Source organism: Pseudomonas sp. UMAB-08 (assembly GCF_900095225.1).
Taxonomy (GTDB): domain Bacteria; phylum Pseudomonadota; class Gammaproteobacteria; order Pseudomonadales; family Pseudomonadaceae; genus Aquipseudomonas.
In genome coordinates, this window is record NZ_LT607416.1 from 316010 (window position 1) to 342000 (window position 25991).

A 25991-nucleotide genomic window follows, 5' to 3' on the forward strand; every position below is an offset into this window, starting at 1 on the left:
CCCATGCTGGACGAGCTACTTCGCCGTGTAAGCAGTCATACGCCGCGTACTCTGGAAACGGATCGACGTTTCCCCGAGGCCGCTGTCCTAGTGCCCATCACCCGGAGTGATGAGCCAGAGTTGATTCTGACCCTGCGCGCCAGCGGGCTGTCGACCCATGGCGGCGAAGTCGCCTTCCCTGGTGGACGACGTGATCCTGAAGACCCGGACCTGATTTTTACGGCCTTGCGTGAGGCCGAGGAAGAAATCGGTCTGCCGCCAGGTCTGGTCGAGGTGATCGGCCCGCTCAGTCCGTTGATCTCTTTGCACGGAATCAGGGTCACGCCTTACGTCGGCATCATTCCTGACTTCGTCGAGTACCAGGCAAACGATGCCGAGATTGCAGCCGTCTTCAGCGTGCCGCTGGCGTTCTTTCGCGAGGACCCGCGTGAGCACACTCACCGTATCGATTACCAGGGTCGCAGTTGGTATGTGCCCAGCTATCGTTTCGGTGAATTCAAGATCTGGGGCCTGACAGCGATCATGATCGTCGAGCTGGTCAATGTCCTGTACGACGCCGACATCAGCCTGCACAAACCGCCTGAGCGTTTCATCAATATTTGATACTTACCCCCGGCCGGCGCGCCATGAGGAAAACACTATGAAATATCGCTTGGGGGATTCCCATGTCGAGACTCATCCGCAAAGCTGGGTTGCGCCTACTGCCACCCTGATTGGCAAGGTCAAGCTCGAAGCCGGTGCCAGCGTTTGGTTTGGCGCCGTATTGCGTGGCGACAACGAGCTGATCCATATCGGTGAGAACAGTAACGTCCAAGATGGCACCGTGATGCACACCGACATGGGGTCGCCCCTGACCATCGGCAAAAACGTCACTATCGGCCATAACGTCATGCTCCACGGCTGCACCGTGGGCGATTGCAGCCTGATCGGCATCAACTCGGTCATCCTTAACGGTGCGAAGATCGGCAACTATTGCATCATCGGCGCCAACTCGCTGATTGGCGAGGGCAAGGAAATCCCCGACGGCTCGCTGGTCATGGGTTCGCCTGGCAAAGTGGTACGTGAACTGACTGACGCGCAGAAAAGAATGCTCGAGGCCAGCGCTGCGCATTATGTGCACAACGCCCAGCGCTATGCGCGTGATCTGGCCCCGCAGGAAGACTGATGAGCGTCGAGCGACCGGTTGCTTCGCCGTGTGTGAATATTTGCGCGCTGGACGAGGCAGACATCTGCCTGGGCTGCCAGCGCACCGTTGAGGAAATCACCCGTTGGAGTCGCATGGATAACGCAGAGCGCCGTGTGGTGCTTGGGCGCTGCCATGAGCGAGCGCGGGACAGCGGCATGCTGTGGACGGTGGGTGTGAAAACCACCCTTTGATTCTGGCGCCCCGCTTTTTCGGGACGGGGCCCAAGTGATCGGCTTCGTGGTAAATTGCGCGCCTTTCTTCTCCCCATGAGTCGCCCACCAATGGCGGACTGACTCGATGATCTGCTCCACGAGGACCTGAGATGACTCAAATCGGAACGCCACTGTCGCCTACCGCGACGCGCGTATTGCTCTGCGGTTGCGGCGAGCTTGGCAAGGAAGTGGTGATCGAACTGCAACGCCTGGGCGTCGAAGTGATCGCTGTTGACCGTTACGCCAACGCGCCGGCCATGCAGGTCGCGCATCGTAGTCATGTGATCAACATGCTCGATGGCGCAGCCTTGCGCGCAGTGATCGAGGCCGAGAAGCCGCATTACATCGTCCCGGAAATCGAAGCCATTGCGACCGCGACCCTGGTCGAGCTGGAGTCCGAAGGTTTCACCGTGATCCCGACTGCCCGGGCTGCTCTGTTGACGATGAACCGCGAAGGCATTCGTCGTCTGGCCGCTGAAGAGCTGGATCTGCCGACTTCGCCGTATCACTTCGCCGACACCTTTGAAGACTACCGTCAGGCGGTTGAAAACCTCGGTTTTCCGTGCGTGGTCAAGCCGGTGATGAGTTCGTCGGGTAAAGGCCAGAGCCTGCTCAAAAGCACAGGCGACGTGCAAGCTGCCTGGGATTACGCGCAGGAAGGTGGCCGTGCCGGTAAAGGTCGGGTGATCATCGAGGGGTTCATCGATTTCGATTATGAAATCACCCTGCTGACCGTGCGCCATATTGGCGGCACTACCTTCTGCGCGCCGGTCGGGCATCGTCAGGAGAAGGGCGACTATCAGGAATCCTGGCAGCCGCAGGTCATGAGCCCGGTTGCTTTGGCTGAGTCCGAGCGGGTTGCACGCGCCGTGACCGAGGCCTTGGGTGGCCGTGGCCTGTTTGGCGTCGAGTTGTTCATCAAGGGCGATCAGGTCTGGTTCAGCGAAGTCTCGCCGCGTCCGCATGACACTGGACTGGTGACCCTGATCTCTCAGGATCTGTCGCAGTTCGCGCTGCATGCGCGGGCGATCCTCGGCCTGCCGATCCCCTTGATCCGTCAGTTCGGACCCTCGGCTTCGGCAGTGATTCTGGTGGAAGGCAAATCCACGCAAACCAGTTTCGCCAACCTGGGTGCTGCCTTGAGCGAACCCGACACCGCGCTGCGCCTGTTCGGCAAGCCGGAAGTCAACGGTCAGCGGCGCATGGGTGTAGCCTTGGCTCGCGACGAGACCATCGAAGCCGCCCGCGCCAAAGCGACGCGTGCGTCCAAAGCGGTGAAGGTTCAGCTATAACTGCAACTGCAGCTGCGAATTGCCTGGCGAGATGCGTCAGGCAATTCGGTCCAGATCGTTTTCCCGCGTCTCTTTCAGGCACAGCACAGCGATCAAGCTGAGCAAGGCTGCTGCCGACACATACCCGCCGACCCAGCTCAAGCCGCCCATCGCCACCAGTTTCTGGGCGAAGAAGGGCGCCACTGACGCCCCCACGATACCGCCCAGGTTGTACGCCGCAGAGGCGCCGGTATAACGCACGCGCGTCGGAAACAGCTCAGGCAGCAGGGCGCCCATCGGCGCGAAGGTCACGCCCATCAAGAACAACTCGATGCACAGGAACAGCGCAACGGCCCACGTAGTGCCGTAAGTCAGCAAGGGCTCCATGGTGAAGCCGGACAGGATCGCCAGCACACCGCCAATGATCAGCACCGGTTTGCGCCCGAAACGGTCGCTGGCCCAGGCCGCCAATGGTGTGGCTGCTGCCATGAACAGCACGGCGAAGCACAGCAGTCCGAGGAATGTTTCGCGGCTGTAGCCGAGCGTCGTTACGCCATAGCTCAGGGAGAACACGGTCGAGATGTAGAACAGTGCGTAGCAGACCACCATCGACGCCGCGCCCAGCAGCATCGGACGCCAGTATTGGCTGAGAAGCTCGACCAATGGCATCTTGACCCGTTCATGCCGTGCGATGGCCTTGGCGAACACCGGCGTTTCTTCAAGCTTGAGCCGGACGTACAGGCCAACCATCACCAGTAGCGCGCTGAGCAAAAACGGAATGCGCCAGCCCCAGGAGCGGAACTGTTCGTCGTTCAGCGTCATGGCCAGGGTCAGGAACAAGCCGTTGGCCGCCAGGAACCCGATCGATGGGCCCAACTGCGGGAACATGCCAAACCAGGCGCGCTTGCCCTTGGGTGCGTTTTCGGTAGCGAGCAATGCCGCTCAGCCCCATTCGCCGCCTAGCCCCAGCCCTTGGCCGAAGCGCAGTACGCACAACAGAATCGGGGCCCAGGCGCCAATCGTCGCATAGCCTGGCAGCACGCCGATCAGGGTGGTGCAGATGCCCATCAGCAAGAGCGAGGCCACCAATGTCGATTTGCGGCCGACGCGGTCGCCAAAATGGCCGAACAAAGCCGAGCCCAGCGGCCGCGCAAGAAAGGCGATGCCGAAGGTCAGGAACGCCGACATCATTTGCGCGGTGCCTGAAGTCTGTGGGAAGAATACCGGGCCGATGACCAGAGCGGCCGCCGTGGCATACACGTAAAAATCGTAGAACTCGATGGCGGTGCCGATGAAGCTGGCAACGGCCACGCGACGGGCTGAGTTGGCCGGTTTGGTCACTACGGCGTCGTTGTCGACAGTGGTGCTATTGGTCATCCGAATGTCCCTGTTGGATTTTTGTTTTTATGATGTCGCCGAGGTTCAGCGAGTGGCGCTTGTTTCGGTCTGGGCGGCGAGCAGCCGGCACGACCGGCAAGCGCTTAAGCGACGGCGCGGGTGCTGCTGTTCTGCCACATCAGGACTCGGGTGACCCGATTGTCTTCGGTTTCGAGAATTTCCAGGCGGTACGGACCGATCTTCAGGCACACCGAGCTGTCTGGAATGGTTTCCAGTGCTTCGGTGACCAGGCCATTGAGGGTTTTCGGGCCATCGGAAGGCAGGTGCCAGCCGAGACTTTTATTCAATTCGCGAATAGACGCAGTGCCATCAATCACCAGGCGGCCGTCGGCTTGCGGGTGGATATGCGGATTGTCGAAGCTTTGTTCGTTTTCAAACTCACCGACGATTTCTTCGAGGATGTCTTCCAGGCTGACAATGCCAAGCACTTCGCCGTACTCGTCGACGACCACGCCCAGGCGGCGCTGTTGCTTGTGAAAATTCAGCAGTTGCAGTTGCAGAGGGGTGCTTTCGGGGACGAAATAGGGTTCGTAACAGGCCGCTACCAAGTCGTCCTTGGTCAGCTGCGCCCGCGGCAGCAAATGGCTGATCTGGCGTGTATTGACGACGCCTTCTACCTGGTTGATATCGTTGTGATACACCGGCAGCCGCGTGTGGCGGGAGATGATCAGTTGTTCGATGATGCGCTGGATCGGGTCATCCAGATTGATGCCGTCGACTTCGCTACGCGGCACCAGAATGTCGTTCACGGTGATGCTGTCCAGCGCGTGAATGCCCGATAGCACATGCGAACGGCCAGGCCGTTGATCCTGCTCGCTGTCATGAAGCAAGACTGCCAGCGGTACGTCGGTATCTTTTTTACGGGCTTTCGGCTTGGCGGCAATGCCGAACGGTCGCAGCAGCGTGCAGGCGATGGCGGAGAACAGCCAGGCTAGGGGAAAGAGCAGCGTCATGGGCAGGCGCAGGAGGCTGTTGCCCAGGATCAAAATGGCTTCAGGGTAACGTGCGGCCAGGGTGCGAGGGATGAACTCGGCAAAAATCAACAACGCACTGCTGACGCCTATCCATGCCAGCGTCGGCCCGTTGTTGTTCCAGAAGTGCAGCGCCAGCAGCATGCTGATGATGGTGATCAGCACTTTGATCAGGGTGTTGCTCAGGATCAGGCTGGCCAGCTCAAACGCCAGCTTTGGCGTGGCGGTGTCAGTGGCGCGGCCATTTGGACGCGCAGCCTTGAGGTACTGGTGTGCGGCGTCGACCGCAGTGAGCAGGCCGGACCAAAGAATCAGCAGGGCCAATACACCAAGCATCGGGCCGATGGGCAGGTTATCCATGATCAGCGCCCGTCAGATGTGCAGAATGAATTCGCGTACCAGCTTGCTGCCGAAATACGCCAGCATCAGCAGGCAGAAACCGCCCAGAGTCCAGCGAATTGCCTTGTGCCCACGCCAGCCGAGACGGTTACGTCCCCACAGCAGCACGCTGAAAACCACCCAGGCCAGGCAGGCGAGGAGTGTTTTGTGCACCAGGTGCTGGGCGAACAGGTTTTCGACAAACAACCAGCCCGAGATCAGTGACAGCGAGAGCAGCCCCCATCCGGCCCAGAGGAAACCGAACAGCAGGCTTTCCATGGTTTGCAGTGGCGGGAAGTTCTTGATCAGTCCGGACGGGCGTTTGTGCTTGAGCTGGTGATCTTGCACCAGTACCAGCAAGGCCTGAAACACCGCGATGGTGAACATGCCGTATGCCAGGATCGACAGCAGGATGTGGGCCAGAATGCCTGGCGCTTCATCAATGGGCTGTACCGTGCCGGTAGGCGCGAACTGCGCAAGCAGCACCGTCGCCAGCCCGAGCGGGAGCAGCAGCACCAACAGGTTCTCCACCGGTATTCGCGCACAGGCGAGCATGGTCAGGGCAATGACCGCGACTGCAATCAGGCTCGCGGCACTGAAAAAGTCCAAGCCCAGGCCGACGGGTGTAATCAGCTGGGTGTAAAGACTGAGCCCGTGAGCGATTACAGCGAAGCCGCCGAGCAGGCAAAGTAGACGTTTATCCACCTTTGCACCTTGGCGCAGGCGGATGCTTTGATAAAGGGTCGCAGCGGCATATAAGCAGGCGGCGGCGAGACTGGGAAGCAAGCTGGGTGACAAGGGAAGCATAAATCCTGTTAGGCAAGCCCGAAAGGCGTTGAGTTTGGCATAGAACCGACATTTCACGAAAGACTACAGAAGCAGACTCGAAGGTGTCCGTCCAGCAGAGTCTTCGCTATAATCCGTCACCTGCTCAAGTCGCAGGCTCGTCGAACACTGTTTTTAGCCGTTGTTTTCAGCAGCAGACCACCACGAGCCGGACCGCACCAACCGGGGTTCAACTAGAGCCTGAAAGGATCGCGCATGTTTGAAAACCTTACAGACCGCCTCTCGCAGACGCTACGCCATGTTACCGGCAAGGCGAAGCTGACCGAGGACAACATCAAAGATACCCTGCGTGAAGTGCGCATGGCTTTGCTTGAAGCCGACGTTGCATTGCCGGTGGTTAAAGACTTCGTCAATAAGGTCAAGGACCGGGCTGTCGGTACCGAGGTGTCGCGCAGCCTGACGCCGGGCCAGGCGTTCGTGAAGATCGTCCAGGCCGAGCTCGAAGAGTTGATGGGGGCGGCCAACGAAGATCTGGTCCTCAACGTCACGCCACCGGCCGTCGTCTTGATGGCGGGCTTGCAGGGCGCAGGTAAAACCACCACCGCCGGCAAGCTGGCGCGCTTTCTCAAAGAGCGCAGAAAGAAAAGCGTGATGGTGGTCTCGGTGGACGTTTATCGTCCTGCGGCCATCAAGCAGCTGGAAACCCTGGCCAACGACATCGGCGTGACGTTCTTTCCGTCCGATATCAGCCAGAAGCCGGTAGAGATCGCGCTGGCGGCCATTAAAGAGGCCACGCTCAAATTCATCGACGTGGTGATCGTCGATACCGCCGGTCGCTTGCACATCGATGTCGAGATGATGGGCGAGATTCAGGCGTTGCACGCGGCAACCAAGCCGGCTGAGACGCTGTTCGTGGTTGACGCCATGACGGGTCAGGATGCTGCCAACACCGCCAAGGCCTTTGGCGATGCGTTGCCATTGACCGGTGTGATCCTCACCAAAGTCGACGGTGATGCTCGTGGCGGTGCGGCGCTGTCGGTGCGTGCGATCACTGGCAAACCGATCAAGTTCATCGGTATGGGCGAGAAAAGCGACGCCCTCGAACCGTTCCACCCGGACCGGATCGCCTCGCGCATCCTTGGTATGGGCGATGTACTCAGCCTGATCGAGCAGGCCGAACAGACTCTCGACAAAGACAAAGCCGATAAACTGGCGAAAAAACTGAAGAAGGGCAAAGGCTTCGACCTCGAAGACTTCCGCGATCAGTTGCAACAAATGAAAAGCATGGGCGGCCTCGGCGGGCTCATGGACAAACTGCCGAACATTGGTGGGGTGAATCTGGCGCAGATGGGCAATGCTCAGAGCGCCGCTGAAAAGCAGTTCAAGCAGATGGAAGCCATCATCAACTCGATGACCCCGGCCGAACGCCGTGACCCGGACCTGATCAGCGGCTCGCGCAAGCGCCGGATCTCCATGGGTTCAGGTACTCAGGTGCAGGATATCGGGCGTCTGATCAAGCAGCACAAGCAGATGCAGAAGATGATGAAGAAATTCTCCGCCAAAGGCGGTATGGCAAAAATGATGCGCGGCATGGGCGGAATGTTGCCCGGCGGCGGCATGCCGAAGATGTGATTGCGTCGCGCGGGAGACTCTTTTCGCGCATCCCCACACGGAGGGTGACCTCCAGTAACCCTGCTTTTTGCAGGGTTGATAAGCCGCTGTTCGCAGCGGCTCCATAGCAGATCTGGATGGCATGCCGATAGGCGCCGGAAAAAGACATTTGCAAATGTCCGGATATTCCTTAGAATATGCGGCCTTTCGGGCACCTATGCCCGCTGTGCATCTTAAGATTTGCAGCACCGACTACAGGAACGATGTCCACATGCTAACCATCCGTCTCGCCCTTGGCGGCTCCAAAAAGCGCCCGTTTTACCACCTCACCGTGACCGACAGCCGCAACCCGCGCGACGGTTCACACAAAGAACAAGTTGGTTTCTTCAACCCGGTTGCCCGTGGTCAAGAAGTCCGTTTGTCCGTGAACGAAGAACGCGTGACTTACTGGTTGAGCGTTGGTGCACAACCTTCTGAGCGTGTTGCTCAGTTGTTGAAGGAAAATGCTAAGGCTGCGGCCTGAGCAATATGAACGCGACGCCTGCAGTAGCCGAAGATTTGATCGTTATCGGCAAGATTTATTCTATTCATGGCGTTCGCGGCGAAGTGAAGGTGTATTCCTTTACTGATCCGATTGGAAACCTGTTGGATTACAAAACCTGGACGCTTCGGCGCGAAGGCGATGTGCGACAGGTAGAGCTGGTCAGCGGACGCTTGCAAAACAAGTTCCTGGTCGTAAAGCTCAAAGGTCTCGATGATCGTGAGGAAGCTCGTCTTCTGTCCGGTTTTGAGGTCTGCGTGCCGCGCAACCTGTTCCCTGATCTGACCGACGGCGAGTACTACTGGTACCAGCTGGAAGGTCTTAAGGTCATCGACCACCTTGGGCAATTGCTCGGGAAAATCGATCACCTTCTGGAAACTGGCTCGAACGATGTAATGGTGGTCAAGCCTTGTGCAGGCAGTCTGGATGATCGCGAACGCTTGTTGCCCTATACAGAGCAATGCGTGTTGGCAGTCGACCTGGGTGCTGGCGAGATGAAGGTGGATTGGGATGCGGACTTCTAAGCGACATGGCTAGCCTACGCGTAGAAGTGATCAGTCTGTTCCCCGAGATGTTTTCCGCCATCAGCGACTACGGCATTACCAGCCGTGCGGTGAAACAAGGGCTTTTACAGCTGACTTGTTGGAATCCGCGGGACTACACCACAGATCGACATCACACTGTGGACGATCGCCCATTTGGCGGTGGTCCGGGCATGGTGATGAAGATCAAGCCCCTTGAAGACGCTTTGGTTCAGGCCAGGCAGGCAGCAGGGGATGCGGCGAAGGTTATTTACCTGTCGCCACAAGGCCGCCAACTGACTCAGTCGGCGGTACGCGAACTGGCGCAAGGGGAGGCATTTATCCTCATCGCAGGTCGTTATGAAGGCATTGACGAGCGTTTCATTGAAGCTCATGTCGATGAAGAGTGGTCGATTGGTGACTATGTACTTTCCGGTGGCGAGCTGCCGGCGATGGTCCTGATAGACGCGGTTACGCGGCTGCTGCCTGGAGCTTTAGGGCATGCGGACTCCGCGGAGGAAGATTCCTTCACGGATGGTCTGCTGGATTGCCCGCATTACACCCGACCGGAGGTGTATGCGGATCAGCGTGTTCCCGACGTGTTGCTAAGTGGCAATCACGCGCACATCCGGCGTTGGCGTTTACAGCAGTCCCTTGGGCGGACCTATGAACGACGCGCCGATCTTCTGGAAAGCCGCTCGCTTTCTGGAGAAGAGAAGAAGCTGCTGGCGGAGTATCTCCGCGAGCGGGACGATAGTTAACGTATCGATGGTAGATCCTGATGATCTGCCTTAGGAGCACAGCATGACTAACAAAATCATTCTGCAACTCGAAGCTGAGCAGATGACTAAAGAGATCCCTCCCTTTGCCCCGGGCGACACTATTGTCGTTCAGGTGAAAGTGAAGGAAGGCGACCGTTCGCGTCTGCAAGCGTTCGAAGGCGTTGTGATTGCCAAGCGTAACCGTGGTGTGAACAGTGCTTTCACTGTTCGTAAAATCTCCAACGGTGTTGGCGTAGAGCGTACTTTCCAGACTTACAGCCCGCAAATCGACAGCATGGCTGTGAAACGTCGCGGTGACGTTCGCAAAGCCAAACTGTACTACCTGCGTGACCTGTCCGGTAAAGCAGCTCGCATCAAAGAAAAACTGTCTTAAGTTCAGTCTTTCCGATGCAAAAAAAAGCAGCCTAAGGGCTGCTTTTTTGTTGCCCGATTTTTAATCTCCTTCAGGCAACGCTCGCCGCGCCATGACCCGGTGTGGAACACTGTCGCCGCCTTTATTGCAGAAGTCCTGAATAACATGCCCGCTATCGACCACCCGCTGATTGACCGTTTTCTCGACGCGTTATGGCTGGAGAAAGGCCTGTCGGATAACACTCGTGAGGCTTATCGCAGTGATCTGGCCTTATTCAATGGCTGGTTGCAGGAGCAAGGCGTTGAATTGAGTAGCGCGGGTCGAGAGCTGATTCTCGATCACCTGGCCTGGCGCCTGGACAAAGCGTACAAACCCCGTTCGACGGCGCGCTTTCTGTCAGGCCTGCGTGGGTTTTATCGGTTTTTGCTGCGGGAAAAACTGATCCAGGTAGACCCGACCCTGCAAGTGGACATGCCGCAACTGGGCAGGCCCTTACCCAAGTCATTGTCCGAAGCCGACGTTGAAGCGCTGTTGGCCGCACCGGATCTTGGCGAGGCCATCGGTCAGCGTGATCGGGCGATGCTTGAAGTGCTGTACGCCTGCGGCTTGCGCGTCACTGAACTGATCAGTTTGACCCTTGAACAAGTCAACTTGCGGCAGGGCGTCGTGCGGGTCATGGGCAAGGGCAGCAAGGAACGACTGGTGCCCATGGGGGAGGAGGCGATTGTCTGGGTCGAGCGCTACCTGCGTGATGCCCGGTGGGAGCTGCTGAACGGGCGGCCCAGTGATGTGCTGTTCCCAAGTCTGCGCGGTGAACAGATGACCCGCCAGACGTTCTGGCATCGCATCAAGCACCAGGCGAAGGTCGCCGGAATCGGCAAGTCCCTTTCGCCGCATACCTTGCGCCATGCCTTTGCTACCCATCTGCTCAACCACGGTGCTGACCTGCGTGTGGTGCAGATGCTGTTGGGGCACAGTGATTTGTCCACGACGCAGATATACACTCATGTAGCGCGCGCAAGATTGCAGGAAATACATGCAAAGCATCACCCTCGTGGCTGATGGTGCAGGCCTGCCCGAGAGGTGTCCTGCGTCACTCTCAGTCGGCCTGACAGCCCTTATGTGATAGGCTTTGCCGGTTTCGAAAATTGGGCAGCACTAAAACACCTTCGGTCCTCCATGACCGCCGTTTTCAGCAGCGCCCATCTGTCCACCGTTCAAGGAGTCTCCATGCGCGTGACCCGGATTTTCGCCGCCGCAGTTATTGCGCTGGCCAGTACGCTCAGTATGTTCGCTCAGGCGGATGATGCCGCCGATAAAGCCATCCGCAAGGCCCTTGAAACGCTGCAGCTCGAGCTGCCAGTCGACAGTATTGCCAGCAGCCCGCTGAGCGGTTTGTACGAAGTCAAACTCAAGGGCGGTCGCGTGCTGTATGCCAGCGCTGACGGCCAGTTCGTGATGCAGGGTTATCTGTTCCAGATCAAGGACGGTAAACCGGTCAACCTGACCGAGAAGACCGAACGCCTGGCTATCTCGAAAACCATCAACGGCATTCCTGCCGGTGACATGGTGGTCTACCCGGCCATCGGCGAAACCAAATCGCACATCACCGTGTTCACGGATACCACCTGCCCGTATTGCCACAAGCTGCACGCTGAAGTCCCCGAGCTGAACCGTCTGGGGATTGAAGTGCGCTACGTTGCCTTCCCGCGTCAGGGCCTGGGCTCGCCGGGCGATGAGCAACTGCAGGCGGTCTGGTGCTCCAAGGACCGCAAAGGCGCCATGGACCGCATGGTCACCGGCAAGAATATCGAAGCACCGAAATGCGCCAATCCCGTGTCGAAGCAATTTGCCATAGGCCAATCGATTGGTGTCAATGGCACGCCAGCCATCGTGCTGGCGGACGGTCAGGTGATTCCGGGCTATCAGCCGGCCAAGCAAGTGGCCAAGCTGGCATTGAGCACCCAATAATCCTGCTTCGCCAGGGTTAGCTTTTGACGATCATGGAGCCGCGGGTTTACCGTCGCTTTATTAAACAGCGAGCCACCTCATAGCAGGTGGCTGTTTTCCACGGCCGGCCTCGCGTCGGCCGTTTTATGGGGACTTCATAGTGAAACCGGTCAAAGTAGGCATCTGTGGGCTGGGTACTGTCGGTGGCGGTACCTTCAACGTACTTCAGCGTAACGCCGAGGAGATTTCCCGCCGCGCCGGCCGTGAAATCGAAGTAGCGCAAATTGCCATGCGTACGCCAAATCCCCTCTGCCAGATTACCGGTACCCCCATTACCCACGACGTCTTTGCCGTCGCGACCAATCCTGAAATCGATATCGTCATCGAGCTGATCGGTGGCTACACCGTTGCCCGTGATCTGGTCCTGCTGGCCATCGAGAACGGCAAGCATGTCGTCACTGCCAACAAGGCACTGATCGCCGTGCACGGTAATGAAATCTTCGCCAAAGCCCGCGAGAAGGGCGTGATCGTTGCGTTCGAAGCCGCTGTTGCCGGTGGCATTCCAGTGATCAAGGCGATCCGTGAAGGCCTGTCGGCCAACCGCATCAACTGGGTCGCCGGGATCATCAACGGCACTGGCAACTTCATCCTCACCGAAATGCGCGAAAAGGGCCGCACCTTTGCTGACGTGCTGGCCGAAGCCCAGGCTCTGGGTTATGCCGAAGCCGATCCGACTTTCGACGTCGAAGGTATCGACGCCGCGCACAAACTGACCATTCTTGCGTCGATTGCCTTTGGCATTCCGCTGCAGTTCGACAAGGCCTACACCGAAGGCATCACCAAGCTGACCACCGCCGACGTGAACTACGCCGAAGCGTTGGGCTACCGCATCAAGCACCTGGGCGTGGCACGTCGCACGGCTGCGGGCATCGAGCTGCGGGTTCACCCGACCTTGATCCCGTCTGACCGCCTGATCGCCAACGTCAATGGCGTGATGAACGCGGTGATGGTCAATGGTGATGCCGCGGGTTCGACCCTGTTCTACGGCGCGGGTGCAGGCATGGAGCCTACCGCTTCCTCAGTGGTTGCCGATCTGGTCGACGTGGTTCGCGCCATGACCTCGGATCCAGAGAACCGTGTACCGCACCTGGCCTTCCAGCCAGACTCGTTGTCCGATCACCCGATTCTGCCGATCGAAGCCTGCGAAAGTGCTTACTACCTGCGAATTCAGGCCAAGGATCACCCGGGTGTTCTGGCGCAAGTGGCGAGCATTCTGTCCGAGCGCGGGATCAACATCGAATCGATCATGCAGAAAGAGGTCGAAGAGCACGACGGTCTGGTGCCAATGATTCTGCTGACCCACAGCGTGCTCGAACAGCGTATGAACGACGCGATCACAGCCCTTGAAGCCTTGCAGGATGTGGTTGGCAGCGTAGTGCGTATTCGTGTTGAACAGCTGAACTAACCGCGGCTATCGAATCAAGCAGCTCTTGTTTTAGAGAGGAATAATCATGCGTTACATCAGTACCCGCGGCCAAGCGCCAGCCCTGAATTTCGAAGACGTGCTGCTCGCTGGCCTTGCCAGTGATGGCGGCCTGTATGTGCCGGAAAACCTGCCGCGCTTTACCCAGGAAGAAATCGCTTCATGGGCTGGCCTGCCGTACCACGAGCTTGCTTTCCGGGTCATGCGTCCTTTCGTTACCGGCAGTATCCCGGACGCCGATTTCAAAAAGATTCTGGAAGAAACCTATTCGTCGGGAGAGGGGGGCGTCTTCGCCCACAGCGGTATTGCCCCGCTGCGCCCATTGAATGGCAATGAGTGGGTGCTTGAGTTGTTCCATGGTCCGACCTTGGCCTTCAAGGACTTCGCTCTGCAACTGCTCGGACGTTTACTCGATTATGTGTTGGCCAAGCGTGGCGAGCGCGTAGTGATTCTGGGCGCGACCTCCGGTGATACCGGCTCGGCCGCCATCGAAGGTTGCCGTCGTTGCGACAACGTCGACATCTTCATCCTGCATCCTAACAATCGTGTTTCGGAAGTTCAGCGTCGGCAGATGACCACCATCTTCGGCGAGAACATCCACAACATCGCCGTCGAAGGCAACTTCGATGACTGCCAGGAGATGGTCAAAGACAGCTTCGCCGATCAGGACTTCCTCAAGGGCACGCGTCTGGTTGCGGTCAACTCGATCAACTGGGCACGGATCATGGCCCAGATCGTGTACTACTTTCATGCGGCCCTGCAGCTCGGTGGGCCGGCACGTTCGGTGGCGTTCTCGGTTCCAACCGGTAACTTCGGCGATATTTTCGCCGGTTACCTGGCACGCAACATGGGCTTGCCGATCAGCCAGCTGATCGTCGCCACCAACCGCAATGACATCCTGCACCGCTTCATGAGCGGCAATCAGTACTCCAAGGAAACCCTGCACGCGACCTTGTCGCCGTCCATGGACATCATGGTGTCGTCGAACTTCGAGCGTTTGCTGTTCGATATGCACGGGCGCAATGGCGCAGCCATCGCTGGCTTGATGGACACCTTCAAGCAGACCGGTACGTTTAGCGTCGATGAAGACCGCTGGACCGAAACCCGCAAGCTGTTCGATTCCCTGGCGGTCAGCGATGAACAGACCTGCGAGACCATCGCCGAAGTGTTCGCGCAGACGGGCGAAGTGCTTGATCCGCACACCGCCATTGGGGTCAAGGCTGCCCGCGATTGCCGTCGCAGTCTGGATACGCCGATGGTGATTCTGGGGACCGCGCATCCGGTCAAGTTCCCGGATGCAGTGGAGAAAGCCGGTGTAGGAAAAGCCCTTGAGCTGCCTGCACATTTGGCTGATTTGTTTGAGCGAAAAGAGAAGTGCACCGTTCTGCCAAATGACCTTAAAGCCATACAGGCCTTTGTCAGCCAGCACGGTAATCGCGGCAAACCGCTCTGACGGTATCGTCGTGTAACAAGATCAGGCCCGCCATTTGGCGGGCTTTTTTGTTTTTGCGTGCCACACTCCGGGGGTTTTGGATCCCTACGGACGGGAAGACTGCGGTGAAGAAAGTCAGCAGGCACGGTATGAGTGCCACAAACAAAAGCATTCTGCACACAGCCCTGCTGTGGATGCTGTTATTCCTGAGTCAGGCCGCGCCCGCTGCGCAAAGTTTGCCTTTCAGTCTGGTGGCGCCCTTTGTGAGTCTGCCGCCGATGGTCCTGGGCCCTCAGGATCAGCAATGGCTCGATCAGCATCGCCCCCTTCGCGTGGGTATCTCGATTGCCGATTACGAGCCGATCGACATCACCAGTGATCGCAATCGCTATCAGGGCATTAGCGCCGACTACCTGAGCCTGATCGGCAGCACACTGTCGGTGCCCATGCAGGTTGTGGGTTTCGCTCGACGCGAAGAGGCCATTCTCGCCCTGCGTAACGGCACCATCGATATTCTTACCAGTGCCAATGGCTTCGAGCGCGGCGTGAAGGAATTGGCGTTTTCCGCCGATTACATGCCCGACCGCTCGGTGATCGTCGGACGCGGGAGTGACGTGACCCTGCCGTCTGGGCTGAAGGGTAAGAAAGTGGTATTGCTTGATGGCTACGCCGATGCGCAGGTGGTCCATGCGGTTTATCCCGACAGCGAAATTATCCTGGCGCCTAATCTCTACAGTGCTCTTGAGGCCCTGAGCCAGGGCGAAGTCGATGCGTTTATCGGCAACGAAGTCATCGTGCGCTCCTACAGTGCCTTGCGCCCCTATCTGGGGTTACAGATCAAATCCGAAAGTGCGCTGCCGCCGGTTGGGTTCTCGTTCGCCACTCGCAAAGAAGACGGAACCCTGCTTGCTGTGATTGACCGTGCGCTCAAGAGCCTTGATCCGTCGGTCAGGCGTGAGGTCGTCGTGCGCTGGACCACGGGTCTGGGCTCGGACATTGCCCGGCAACGCATCAAGTTGACGACCGCCGAGCAAGGCTGGGTCCGTAAACATCCTCATGTCACGGTGGCTTCTGGCCAACATCCCCCATACCTGTACCAGGACAAGAACGGCCAATGGGTGGGCCTGAATGTGGACGTGCTGGCGCGTATTTCGCGCATGACCGGCCTGCAGTTCGCGCACAAGGAATCGTCCTCGACTGAAGAAACCCTACATTTGCTGCGTACCGGTCAGGCCGATATGAATACGACCTTGGGGGAGAACGCCGAACGCAAGAAGTTCCTCGACTTCACCTACTCGTATGGCGGCAATGCCTGGGTTTTCGTTATGCGCAGCAAGGACCCATCGCCGCTGACCCTGAATGATCTGTCGGGACGGGTTCTGGCGCTGCCAGCCAAACATGCGCTGGAAGACTTTATCCGGCGCAATCATCCAGACATCACGCTTCGATTGGTCAAGACTTACGAGCAAGCCCGTCAGTTGGTCGAAGACGGTCAGGCCGATGCGACCATCCAGAATGAGGCGGGTGCCTATCTGTTACCGCCGGGCGCGCTGAAAGTCGGTCGCAGCGTTGAGGGTCAATGGTCTCCTGATCGTTTCTCGGTGGTCGAGACTCAACCGGAACTGCTGAGCATCCTGAACAAGGCCCTTGAAGAATTTCCCGTAGGTGAATTACGGGCTATTCGCCTGAAGTGGCTGGGTGCGGTCATCCCTCAGCCCACGGTCTGGCAACGCATCCCGCCATGGGTTTATTGGACCCTTGCCGTCGCATTGATGCTGGGCTTGGTCTCACTGGTCTGGAGCAGTCGCCTGAAGGTGCAGATTCGCCAGCGGCTCAGGGCCGAGGAACAGCTCAGTGATCAGTTGGCCTTCAAGCATGCCTTGCTCGACGGTATCCCCAACCCGATTTATGTGCGGGATCTCGATGGTCGGTTGATTTCGTGCAACCGCAGTTATGAGGAAAGCTTCGGGATCAGTTTTGAACAGATGAGTGGCCGGCGCTTGATCGATGTGGATTTGATCCCTCGTCCGAGTGCGGAACAGATGCACGCCGATTACTTGAAACTGCTGGAAACCCGGCAACCGGTGTTCGCTGACCGGCAGATGGAGCTCTTTGGCCGGTTGATTGAGGCCTATCAGTGGACCGTGCCTTTTTACCGGGCCGATGGTCAGTTGCAGGGCTTGCTGGGTGGCTGGATCGACATCACCGAACGTAAGCAACTGGAAGCCCAGCTCAACCAGGCGCGGCAGGAGGCAGAGCAGGCCAACGTCGCCAAAAGCGCTTTCTTGGCAACCATGAGCCATGAAATCCGCACGCCGATGGGCGCCATCATCGGTCTGCTCGAGCTTGAGCGCGAACAGGCTTTACGTCAGGGCACGCGGCCGTCCGAGGGGTTAAACGTCGCGTACCAGTCCGCACAGGAATTGATCGCGCTGATCGGCGACAGCCTGGACCTGGCCAAGATCGAATCCGGGAGTATGCAATTGACGCTCGCCGCAACCCCGTTGCGCCCGTTCTTTGAAGGCATTTGCAAGCTGTTCGAGGCCAAAGCGTCGGAGAAGGGCCTTGAGCTGCGGCTGGAGTTCGCCGAGCCGGCCGAGGGTGAATACTGGCTTGATCCGATGCGTCTGCGTCAGGTGCTGCACAACCTACTCGGCAACGCCTTGAAATTCACCCGCGAAGGCGGGGTGCTTATGCGTGTCAGCGCGATGGGTGCTGATCAGCACCGGCCCTGCTTGCGGATCAGCGTCAAGGACAGCGGTGTCGGCATCAGTGCGCAGCAGCAAAGCCTGTTGTTCCAGCCGTTTTCTCAGGCCAGTGGCGATACCGCAGCCGAATATGGCGGCACCGGTCTGGGGTTGAGCATTTGCAGGCAACTGGTGGAATTGATGGGCGGCCAGATCAGCCTTGAGAGCGAGCAGGGGGTCGGAACACAGGTCACGGTTGAACTGGAGCTGGCCCGCGCCCAAGCGCCGAGCAAAGCCTCCAAGCCTCTTCAGTCGCGAGCTGTCAGCCGTTCATTACAATTGCTGATTGTCGATGATCTGTCGGCCAATCGCCTGGTACTGACTCAACAGCTTGAGTTTCTCGGGCATGAAGTGGTGTCCACCCACAGTGCTGAGTCGGCCTTGACGCTCTGGCGTGAGGGCGACTTCGACGGGGTTATCACTGACTGCAATATGCCAGGCATGAGCGGTTATGCCCTGACCGAAAGCATTCGGCTTATCGAAGCCAGGGAGCAACTGCGGCCTTGTCCGGTCATCGGTTGCACCGCCAACGCCATGAGTGATGAACGCCAGCGCTGTGAGCAGGCAGGCATGGACCGGCTGCTGGTCAAGCCCGTGCCGCTGGAGCAACTGGCGCAATTGCTCGCCGATATTGCGCCCGTACAATCGTTTGATATCCAGTCCTTGCGGCAAATGACCCGGGCCAACGATGAGCAGATGCAGCTATTGCTTCTGGAACTGTGGAAAAATCTGGAACAGGAATGGACCGTTTTGCAGCCTGCGGTGAGCGCGCAGGACTGGAAGACGTTGAGCGCTTCGCTGCACCGTTTGAAGGGTGCAGCGTGTCTGGTCGACGCGGTGCCATTGGCGAAGGCCTGTGCCAGCCTTGACGCCAGCGTGCGCGTGCAATCACGCGTAACGCTGGTCGAGGAGTGGCAGAAGCTGGACGACGCTATCGGGCAGCTGCGCGTCGACATTCAGCAGCACTTGCCGGTGCCGCCTGTTTAGGACTTGTCCTATGGGGTACAGATGCGGGGGCCTTTAAAGTACAGATCACTTTTGGCTAAAACTGCTCCGGCCCGCGAGGCATGACTGTGAACTCTCTTAACGTTCTGATCCTTGAAGACAATCCGTTTCAACTGATGGCGCTGCACCAGATGCTCAATGCCAATCAAGTCTTCAACGTCCTGGCGGCTGACAGCGTCGCAGCGGCGCAACAATCGTTGACCAATCGGGGCCGCGTCGATATTGCCATCTGCGATTTGCAGATGGACGGCCCGGACGGGCTCGAAATGATCCGGCATCTGGCCGAGACCCGGCAGGCCCGTGCAGTGATCATTCTCAGCAGCACCGACACCAGCGTGCTGGACGGCGCGGCACATCTGGCTCGACAGCAGGGGCTCTGGGTGCTTGGCAGCCTGGCAAAGCCCGCGTCGGCAACGGCACTGCGTAAACTGCTGGAGGTTTACAGCGAGGGCATCGAACACGATACCGCGCGCTTGCCGTTGTTACAGGTGTCAGAGTCATTGTCACTGGAAGCGCTGTATCCGATAGCCCCCGGTCAACGCATTGACGATACCCGAGTGTCTGAACAGTGGATCGCCCACTACCAGCCCAAGGTCAGCCTGGAGGGGACATTACTGGGCGTTGAGGCGTTGGTCCGCTGGCAGCACCCGCAGTTTGGCCTGTTGGCGCCGGGCCGGTTCATGGCCGCAGTGGAGCATGCGGGTCTGATTGCGCCGCTGACCTGGCGCATGCTGGAACTGGCGTTGAAGTTGTCCTCCGAGGTGTTGCAGGCACGCGGGGAAGCTTTGCCCGTGGCGGTGAATATCGCGCCAGTGATGCTCGAACATGTGGATTTTGCCCAGCAAATCCTGGCGCTGCTGGCGCGTTTCGGTCTGCCTCCAGAGGTGCTGACCCTGGAAGTCGTCGAGAGCTCGGTGCTGAACACGTCGACCTGGCAACTGGAAAGCTTGATGCGCTTGCGCCTGCAAGGGTGCAAATTATCCATCGACGACTTTGGCACGGGTGCCTCAAATATTGAGCGTTTGCTGCAATTGCCCTTCTCCGAGCTAAAGATTCCCTCCGAATTCGTGCGTGGCATGGCCGAAGACGCACGCAAGTCGGCGGTGGTCGCCGGTGCATTGATCATGGCGCGGCGGATGGCGATGAACGTGGTGGTCGAAGGCGTGGAAACCGCTGATGACTATCAAGCCTTGCAGGCGCTGGGCAAACCCGCAGTGCAGGGTTATTTCATTGCTCGCCCCATGAGCGAGACCGATCTGCTGAGCTGGATGGCGGAGCGTACGGGTTCGACTTCAGGTCAGCCCGTGCTCTTGCAGGTAAATGAATAAGGACGCGTCGTTGGCCAGGCCCAGCTTGCGCATGGCGCTGACTTTTTGAGTGCTGACCGTTTTTTTGCTTCGGTTAATCTGTGCAGCGATTTCCCCCACCGAGCGCCCGGCCGCCAGTAAACGCAGGACTTCCTGTTCTTTGGGAGAGAGCTGCTCGTGGGATACCAGAGCGTCAGAACCGTAATCGCCGGCTTCGAGCAGAGCCTGTTTTACCGAGTCCGCAATGTAGTGTTTGTTCTGCCGGATACTCAGGATTGCGGCAGGCAACTCGCCCGCCAGGCTGGCTTTGCTCAACAACGCATTGACACCCAACGCAAGGATCGAGCTAAACAGTCCTGCGTTATTGAGCATGGTGACCACCACAATGGGCAATTGCGGATGATCGCGGCGAATCCGCCCCAGTAACCGCAGCCCGTCGTTCTGTTGGTCGACCGGCATCATGAAATCGGTCACCAGCACATCACACGCATAGCTTTTCAGCGCTTCATTGAGCCCCACCGGGCTGCCGGCCTCGGCGACTACCTGAGCGTCGCCGCCTTGTTCGAGCACAACCCGCAGCCCTATCAGGAAAATAGGGTGATCGTCTGCCAGGATGATGCGCAGTGTTCGATCAGAGGGCTTACTCAAGGTCAGGCTCCGTTTGCATGGGCAAGATGGGTTTGACCTGCCTTCAAGGTTATCGGCAGCTCTTCGTGCGTATTGATAGCGTATTGCAGGCTGATCTCTCCGTCGCGAGGCGGTGTACCCGGTTGTTTTTTATCTGTCATGTTCAGCAGGCATGCTCAAGGTTCCTGATTGCAGGCAATCCCCCGACTCACGGCGTACGAACTTTTTCCTCAAGCCGGGGGTCATTGATAAGCACCTTTGCATTCAAACTGTTGAGTGGTGATCTAGATGGAAAATATCAGCTTACTACTAAGCGAAGCCCTGACGCCGTACCAGGCAACGCTGGGCCCTGCGGGTGCTCAGGGTGAGCGTCTGGTGACCCTGAAAAACCCGGCGGGTGCGATTGTGATCGAGCGCACGCTGTGTGTAGCGCAGTTTTGCGACAAGCGCCAACTGACAGATGTGGTCGACGGTTTTCACCGAGACCTGTTAGTGGCCGAGGGGCGTATCGAGCCCTGCGTGATTGCGGCCATGCGCCACGCTCAAGCGCAGGCGTTTAGACCGGTTCTGGATTTTATTTGACTGATCGGGGAACCTTAGTCGTATTCAGGCCTCATATTAAGTACGGCAGGTTCAGGCATTGTGCTCCGGTGATTGTTGCCTGCCGTACTGGTCCCGAGGGACCACGGTTTGACCCCGAGTTAGTTACCCCGCTGCTCGGGGTTTCTTTTGTCTATAGTTTGGCAAACGTCTGCATTTCCGCAGGCTCAGGGCTTATCGAAAAACGCCTTGGCATCCTTCAGATATTCCACGCGGGACGACGGGTCGAGCCACTCTGCATAGAGATCGACAAGTGTGCTTTCGCGCAACACGCGCATTTCGCGGTTGATAATCTCTATGGCCTCTCGGCCTCGCTCGGTATTTGAACAACCGACATGGGCGAACTGATATTTGGCGGTGCCTTTGACCGGGTAAAACGTCAGTTCTTCAGGGTTGATGCTTTGATGCTGTGCCTGATAGCGGGCTTCTGGCCAGTAACTGATAAAGGCGTGCAAGCGGCCCCGGCGCTCCATCTGTAACAGGCTGCCGACCGCATCGTTGCCATAATGCTCGCTGACGTCAGCGCCTGACGCGCCATGAACAATTTGATCGATCACCGGGCCATAACTGCGTTCGGCCACCACCCCGAGCTTTATCGTCTGGCTCGCCAGTAACGCCACCAGATCGATCTGGCCGTTTTCGAGGAAGGGGCTGAAGCGGCTCGCGTCTTCCCGACGAATGACGATGCCGTTGCTGGCCACTGCATACGTAGGGATCGAGAAAATGATGGTTTTCGCTCGCTCTGGAGTCCAGAGCAGCGTCGGGTCGCAGGTGAGGGAGGGCTCATTAAGCATTTGCATGCCCCTGGCGCGATTGACCCGCAATAGCAGGTGGTCGAACTCAGGCATGCGGGCGATCAACAACGGCATCAGCCGATCAATCGAACCTTGGCCCTGCTGCGGGCCTGAAGCGATCGTCAAGGGCGGTAGATCGCGTAGCAACCAGATCAACGTGTCTTTTGCCATGCTGGTGCGCGGCACGCCAATGAGCGCTACCAGAACCAGCATGAGCGTCAGACAAGGTTTGGCGGCCTGTAGGTGGCGATAGACCATTCGCTGATTAATCCTCTGGAAGTGCCTGAATTATAGCGCCACTTAGATGGCGCCCTGTTCGCGCAAACGAACAATCTGGTCTGCGTCGTAACCCAGGGCCTTCAATAACTCGGCATTATGGGCTCCCAGTTCGGGTCCGACCCAGTCTGCAGACCCCGGTGTTTCCGAGAGTTTGGGGACAATGCCGGGCATTTTGAAGGATTTTCCATCGGGTAATTTGGCCTGGAGAAACATCTCCCGAGCGAGAAATTGCGGGTCACTGAACATGTCTTCAGCTGAATAAATACGGCTGGCAGGCACCTGGGCGTCGGTCAGCATGCTCAACAGTGTTTCCAGCGGCAGCGAGCCGACCCAGCGATCAATCACGCCGTACAGTTCATCACGGCGGCTGTCCCGCCCGTCATTGCTGGCCAGCGCGGGATCATTGGCCAGGTCCTCACGCCCGATGACCTGCATGAACCGTTTGAAGATCGCATCGCCATTGGCGCCGATCTGTATGTGCTTGCCATCGGCGCTGGTGTGGATCGAAGAGGGCGTAATGCCGGGCATGATGTTGCCGGTGCGCTCGCGGATAAACCCGAACACATCGAACTCCGGGACCATGCTTTCCATCATCGCGAAAATCGCTTCGTACAACGCCACATCCACCACTTGGCCCTGGCCGCCATTGACTTCGCGGTGACGCAACGCCATCAGCGCCCCGATCACACCCCACAGTGCGGCAATCGAGTCACCGATGGAAATCCCGGTGCGCACCGGTGGCCGATCCTCGAAACCAGTGATGTAGCGTAACCCGCCCATGGATTCCCCGACCGCGCCGAACCCTGGCTGATCTTTCATCGGTCCCGTCTGGCCGAAACCGGACAGGCGCACCATCACCAGTTTCGGGTTCAACGCGTGCAAGGTCTCCCATCCCAGACCTAGTTTCTCCAGGACGCCAGGGCGAAAATTCTCGATGAGGATATCGGCCTCGCCCAGTAACTGCTTGAGGATGGCCAAACCCTCGGGATGCTTGAGATTGAGCGTCAGCGACTTTTTATTGCGCGACTGAACAAACCACCACAGGGATGTCCCCTCATACAGCTTGCGCCACTTGCGCAGGGGATCTCCGCCGTCCGGCGATTCGATTTTGATCACCTCGGCACCGAACTCGGCGCAGATGCGCGAGGCGAAAGGGCCGGCGATCAACGTCCCCAGTTCAATGACTTTGAGACCGGCAAGGGGTTTGGCAGTGAGTGGCATGGGGCATCCTGTGGGCAGCGAATGGCCTTAGCCTATTCGATTCTGGCGACAGATTCTGCCCCGGCGGCACCTTGGTCTGGCATCAGGCGCTTATTTGTCCCGACCGCCGGGCAGATCAGGCCGGTTCGGTCGTTCAATGGGTCAGCATCGGTTAGACTTGGCGCCTTTCTCCGCATCTAGAAGCCCGTTCATGGCCCAGCCGTCCACGACCTACAAATTCGAACTCAATCTCACCGACCTCGACCGTAGCGTCTATGAAAGCGTCAAACAGACGATCGCCCGGCACCCCTCCGAAACTGAAGAGCGCATGACCGTGCGTTTGCTGGCTTATGCCTTCTGGTACAGCGAGCACCTGGCGTTTGGCCGTGGCTTGTCGGACGTGGACGAGCCCGCGCTCTGGGAAAAGAGCCTGGATGGTCGCGTGTTGCACTGGATCGAAGTGGGCCAGCCGGACGCTGATCGCATGACCTGGTGCTCGCGTCGTACCGAGCGCACCAGTCTGTTGGCCTACGGCAGCTTGCGTGTCTGGGAAACCAAGGTCATACCGGTCGCGAAAAACCTGAAAAACGTCAACATCGCTGCCGTGCCGCAAGACATTCTGGAAGTCCTGGCCAAGGACATGCCTCGCGTTATCAAGTGGGACGTGATGATCAGCGAAGGGACGATTTTTGTGACCGACGACCGTGGTCAGCACGAAGTTCAGCTGCAATGGCTCACCGGCGAGCGCGGCTGATACGCCTCGCCACTGATTACTCTGCCAGCTCGCCAATCAAAGAAATCCAGCGGAAACCGAATGCGCATCGAACCTCGCCTGTTGCCTGACACACTGCCGTTTCTCGGCGACCTGCCGCCTTTGCTGACGCGTCTATATGCGGCGCGCGGCGTGCTGTCCGAGGTCGAGCTGGACAAAAGTCTGGCCCGCCTGATTCCTTATCAGCAGCTCAAGGGAATCGATGCGGCGGTGGACCTGTTGGTGACGGCGTTGAACGAGCGTCAGCGCATCCTGATCGTCGGCGACTTCGATGCGGATGGTGCGACCGCCAGCACGGTAGGCGTCTTGGGGTTGCGACTGCTCGGTGCGGCGCATGTCGATTATCTGGTGCCGAACCGTTTCGAATATGGCTACGGCCTGACCCCGGAAATTGTCGCCGTTGCCTTGCAGAGAGATCCGCAACTGCTGATCACCGTGGACAACGGTATTTCCAGCGTCGACGGCGTGGCGGCGGCCAAGGCGGCGGGCTTGCAGGTACTGGTCACCGACCACCACTTGCCCGGCCATGAACTGCCGGCAGCCGACGCCATCGTCAACCCGAATCAGCCCGGTTGCGAATTTCCCAGCAAGGCCCTGGCCGGCGTCGGGGTGATTTTCTATGTGTTGATGGCGTTGCGCGCACGGTTGCGTGATACCGGTTGGTTCGAGGCCAACCAACGGGTGCAACCGAACCTCGGTGAGCTGCTCGACCTGGTTGCACTGGGCAGCGTCGCCGACGTAGTACCGCTGGATGCCAACAATCGCATCCTGGTCCATCAAGGCTTGCTGCGCATCCGAGCAGGTCGGGCACGACCGGGGCTCAAGGCGATTCTCGATGTCGCACGCCGTGAACCTGCACGCATCACCTCGACCGACCTCGGGTTTATCATTGGGCCACGTCTGAATGCTGCCGGTCGTCTGGATGACATGAGCCTGGGCATCGAATGCCTGCTGTGTGAAGACGAAACCCTGGCTCGTGAAATGGCGGTGCAACTCGATGAGTTGAACCAGGACCGCAAATCCATCGAGCAGGGCATGCAGCGTGAAGCGCTGGCCCAGCTCAAGGACTTGCCACTGGAGTCGATGCCGTTCGGCTTGTGTCTGTTCGAGGCGGATTGGCACCAGGGGGTGATCGGGATTCTCGCGTCACGTCTGAAAGAGCGTTATCACCGGCCGACCATCGCCTTCGCCAGTGCCGGGGAGGGCGTACTCAAAGGGTCGGCGCGTTCAGTGCCGGGGTTTCATATCCGCGATGCGCTGGACGCTGTGGCGGCCAAACATCCAGAACTGATCAGCAAGTTTGGTGGGCATGCGATGGCCGCCGGCTTGTCGTTGCCTGAAGCAAATTTCCCGGCGTTCGCCGAAGCCTTTGATGCGGAAGTGCGTCGCCAACTGTGTGAAGACGACCTGACCGGGCGCTTGCTGTCGGATGGCACGCTGGCCGTCGAAGAGTTTCATCTGGAACTGGCCCGTGCGCTGCGTAACGCGGGGCCTTGGGGTCAGCATTTCCCTGAACCGTTGTTCCATGGCGTGTTTCAGTTGGTAGAACAACGCATCGTGGGTGAGCGTCATCTGAAAATGGTGCTGAAAAGCGAGTGCGGCTCGCTGAAACTCGATGGCATCGCCTTCAGCGTCGACCGCGAGATCTGGCCGAACCCGACCATTCGCTGGGTCGAACTGGCGTACAAGCTGGACCTCAACGAATTTCGTGGCAACGAAACCGTGCAGTTGATGGTGGCGCATATCGCGGCGCGTTGATTTGCTGCAGGAACCCTCATCTCTCTTG

23 protein-coding genes and 1 pseudogene are annotated in these 25991 nt (G+C 58.5%); 18 read left to right on the forward strand and 6 right to left on the reverse strand.

Annotation, left to right across the window (positions count from 1 at the left end; all coding sequences use genetic code 11):
- Nucleotides 1–3 precede the first annotated feature (3 nt).
- From K0F75_RS07140 to purT, 4 genes are all read left to right on the forward strand, one after another.
- Entirely contained in the window at nucleotides 4–603 is a 600-nt protein-coding gene (locus K0F75_RS07140) for a CoA pyrophosphatase (RefSeq protein ID WP_219061153.1), read from the forward strand.
- 37 nt (nucleotides 604–640) lie between these two features.
- Nucleotides 641–1165, forward strand: a complete 525-nt coding sequence (locus tag K0F75_RS07145) for a gamma carbonic anhydrase family protein (RefSeq protein WP_219061154.1) — start codon at nucleotides 641–643, stop codon at nucleotides 1163–1165.
- Nucleotides 1162–1377, forward strand: a complete 216-nt coding sequence (locus tag K0F75_RS07150) for a DUF1289 domain-containing protein (RefSeq protein ID WP_219061316.1) — start codon at nucleotides 1162–1164, stop codon at nucleotides 1375–1377. The genes K0F75_RS07145 and K0F75_RS07150 overlap by 4 nt, the downstream gene beginning before the upstream one ends.
- Nucleotides 1378–1508: 131 nt before the next feature.
- Nucleotides 1509–2690, forward strand: a complete 1182-nt coding sequence (purT, locus tag K0F75_RS07155; protein WP_219061155.1) for a formate-dependent phosphoribosylglycinamide formyltransferase — start codon at nucleotides 1509–1511, stop codon at nucleotides 2688–2690.
- 36 nt (nucleotides 2691–2726) lie between these two features.
- On the opposite strand, the pseudogene K0F75_RS07160 reads toward purT, so the two are convergent.
- The 3 genes and pseudogenes from K0F75_RS07160 to K0F75_RS07170 all read right to left on the reverse strand — a co-directional run bounded on the left by K0F75_RS07160 (nucleotide 2727) and on the right by K0F75_RS07170 (nucleotide 6223).
- Nucleotides 2727–4046 (reverse strand): annotated as a pseudogene (locus K0F75_RS07160) (MFS transporter).
- A gap of 104 nt (nucleotides 4047–4150) precedes the next feature.
- Nucleotides 4151–5398, reverse strand: a complete 1248-nt coding sequence (locus tag K0F75_RS07165) for an HlyC/CorC family transporter (protein ID WP_219061156.1) — start codon at nucleotides 5396–5398, stop codon at nucleotides 4151–4153.
- 12 nt (nucleotides 5399–5410) lie between these two features.
- Nucleotides 5411–6223, reverse strand: coding sequence for an inner membrane protein YpjD (locus K0F75_RS07170; RefSeq protein WP_219061157.1), 813 nt, complete (start codon nucleotides 6221–6223; stop codon nucleotides 5411–5413).
- Between the two features lie 234 nt (nucleotides 6224–6457).
- Between K0F75_RS07170 and ffh the strand changes: the two genes are divergently transcribed.
- From ffh to K0F75_RS07225, 11 genes are all read left to right on the forward strand, one after another.
- Nucleotides 6458–7834, forward strand: a complete 1377-nt coding sequence (ffh, locus tag K0F75_RS07175) for a signal recognition particle protein (RefSeq protein ID WP_219061158.1) — start codon at nucleotides 6458–6460, stop codon at nucleotides 7832–7834.
- 250 nt (nucleotides 7835–8084) lie between these two features.
- Nucleotides 8085–8336 carry a 30S ribosomal protein S16 gene (rpsP, locus tag K0F75_RS07180; protein ID WP_219061317.1) on the forward strand — a complete coding sequence of 84 codons (252 nt, stop codon included), beginning with the start codon at nucleotides 8085–8087 and terminating at the stop codon, nucleotides 8334–8336.
- A gap of 5 nt (nucleotides 8337–8341) precedes the next feature.
- A complete protein-coding gene (gene rimM, locus K0F75_RS07185; RefSeq protein WP_219061159.1) occupies nucleotides 8342–8878 on the forward strand; it encodes a ribosome maturation factor RimM in 537 nt (178 codons plus the stop codon).
- Between the two features lie 5 nt (nucleotides 8879–8883).
- Nucleotides 8884–9636 carry a tRNA (guanosine(37)-N1)-methyltransferase TrmD gene (gene trmD / locus K0F75_RS07190; protein WP_219061160.1) on the forward strand — a complete coding sequence of 251 codons (753 nt, stop codon included), beginning with the start codon at nucleotides 8884–8886 and terminating at the stop codon, nucleotides 9634–9636.
- Between the two features lie 43 nt (nucleotides 9637–9679).
- Nucleotides 9680–10030: a 50S ribosomal protein L19 gene (gene rplS / locus K0F75_RS07195; protein WP_219061161.1), complete on the forward strand. Its 351-nt coding sequence runs from the start codon at nucleotides 9680–9682 to the stop codon at nucleotides 10028–10030.
- Between the two features lie 144 nt (nucleotides 10031–10174).
- Complete coding sequence (gene xerD / locus K0F75_RS07200; protein WP_219061162.1) at nucleotides 10175–11071, forward strand: site-specific tyrosine recombinase XerD; 897 nt, start codon at nucleotides 10175–10177, stop codon at nucleotides 11069–11071.
- 168 nt (nucleotides 11072–11239) lie between these two features.
- Nucleotides 11240–11980 (forward strand): DsbC family protein, encoded by a 741-nt coding sequence (locus K0F75_RS07205; protein ID WP_219061163.1) that lies wholly within the window; start codon nucleotides 11240–11242, stop codon nucleotides 11978–11980.
- A gap of 139 nt (nucleotides 11981–12119) precedes the next feature.
- Nucleotides 12120–13424, forward strand: coding sequence for a homoserine dehydrogenase (locus K0F75_RS07210; RefSeq protein WP_219061164.1), 1305 nt, complete (start codon nucleotides 12120–12122; stop codon nucleotides 13422–13424).
- A gap of 46 nt (nucleotides 13425–13470) precedes the next feature.
- Nucleotides 13471–14895: a threonine synthase gene (thrC, locus tag K0F75_RS07215; protein ID WP_219061165.1), complete on the forward strand. Its 1425-nt coding sequence runs from the start codon at nucleotides 13471–13473 to the stop codon at nucleotides 14893–14895.
- 164 nt (nucleotides 14896–15059) lie between these two features.
- On the forward strand, nucleotides 15060–18608 hold the full coding sequence (locus K0F75_RS07220) for a transporter substrate-binding domain-containing protein (protein WP_219061318.1): 3549 nt from the start codon (nucleotides 15060–15062) through the stop codon (nucleotides 18606–18608).
- Between the two features lie 86 nt (nucleotides 18609–18694).
- Nucleotides 18695–19954: an EAL domain-containing protein gene (locus K0F75_RS07225; protein ID WP_219061319.1), complete on the forward strand. Its 1260-nt coding sequence runs from the start codon at nucleotides 18695–18697 to the stop codon at nucleotides 19952–19954.
- Here K0F75_RS07225 and K0F75_RS07230 read toward each other — a convergent pair.
- Nucleotides 19919–20581, reverse strand: a complete 663-nt coding sequence (locus tag K0F75_RS07230; RefSeq protein WP_219061166.1) for a response regulator transcription factor — start codon at nucleotides 20579–20581, stop codon at nucleotides 19919–19921. The genes K0F75_RS07225 and K0F75_RS07230 overlap by 36 nt on opposite strands.
- Nucleotides 20582–20848: 267 nt before the next feature.
- Between K0F75_RS07230 and K0F75_RS07235 the strand changes: the two genes are divergently transcribed.
- Nucleotides 20849–21142, forward strand: a complete 294-nt coding sequence (locus K0F75_RS07235) for a DUF3509 domain-containing protein (protein WP_219061167.1) — start codon at nucleotides 20849–20851, stop codon at nucleotides 21140–21142.
- A 185-nt stretch (nucleotides 21143–21327) separates the two neighbouring features.
- Here the strand turns inward: K0F75_RS07235 and K0F75_RS07240 are convergent, their stop codons facing one another.
- Together K0F75_RS07240 and K0F75_RS07245 are read right to left on the reverse strand one after the other, a co-directional pair.
- On the reverse strand, nucleotides 21328–22164 hold the full coding sequence (locus K0F75_RS07240; RefSeq protein ID WP_219061320.1) for a TIGR02285 family protein: 837 nt from the start codon (nucleotides 22162–22164) through the stop codon (nucleotides 21328–21330).
- 90 nt (nucleotides 22165–22254) lie between these two features.
- Nucleotides 22255–23454 carry a CaiB/BaiF CoA-transferase family protein gene (locus tag K0F75_RS07245; protein ID WP_219061168.1) on the reverse strand — a complete coding sequence of 400 codons (1200 nt, stop codon included), beginning with the start codon at nucleotides 23452–23454 and terminating at the stop codon, nucleotides 22255–22257.
- Nucleotides 23455–23644: 190 nt separating this feature from the next.
- On the opposite strand from K0F75_RS07245, the gene K0F75_RS07250 reads away from it, so the two are divergent.
- Both K0F75_RS07250 and recJ read left to right on the forward strand, forming a co-directional pair.
- A complete protein-coding gene (locus K0F75_RS07250) occupies nucleotides 23645–24187 on the forward strand; it encodes a YaeQ family protein (protein WP_219061169.1) in 543 nt (180 codons plus the stop codon).
- 60 nt (nucleotides 24188–24247) lie between these two features.
- A complete protein-coding gene (gene recJ, locus K0F75_RS07255; protein ID WP_219061170.1) occupies nucleotides 24248–25963 on the forward strand; it encodes a single-stranded-DNA-specific exonuclease RecJ in 1716 nt (571 codons plus the stop codon).
- Nucleotides 25964–25991 lie beyond the last annotated feature (28 nt).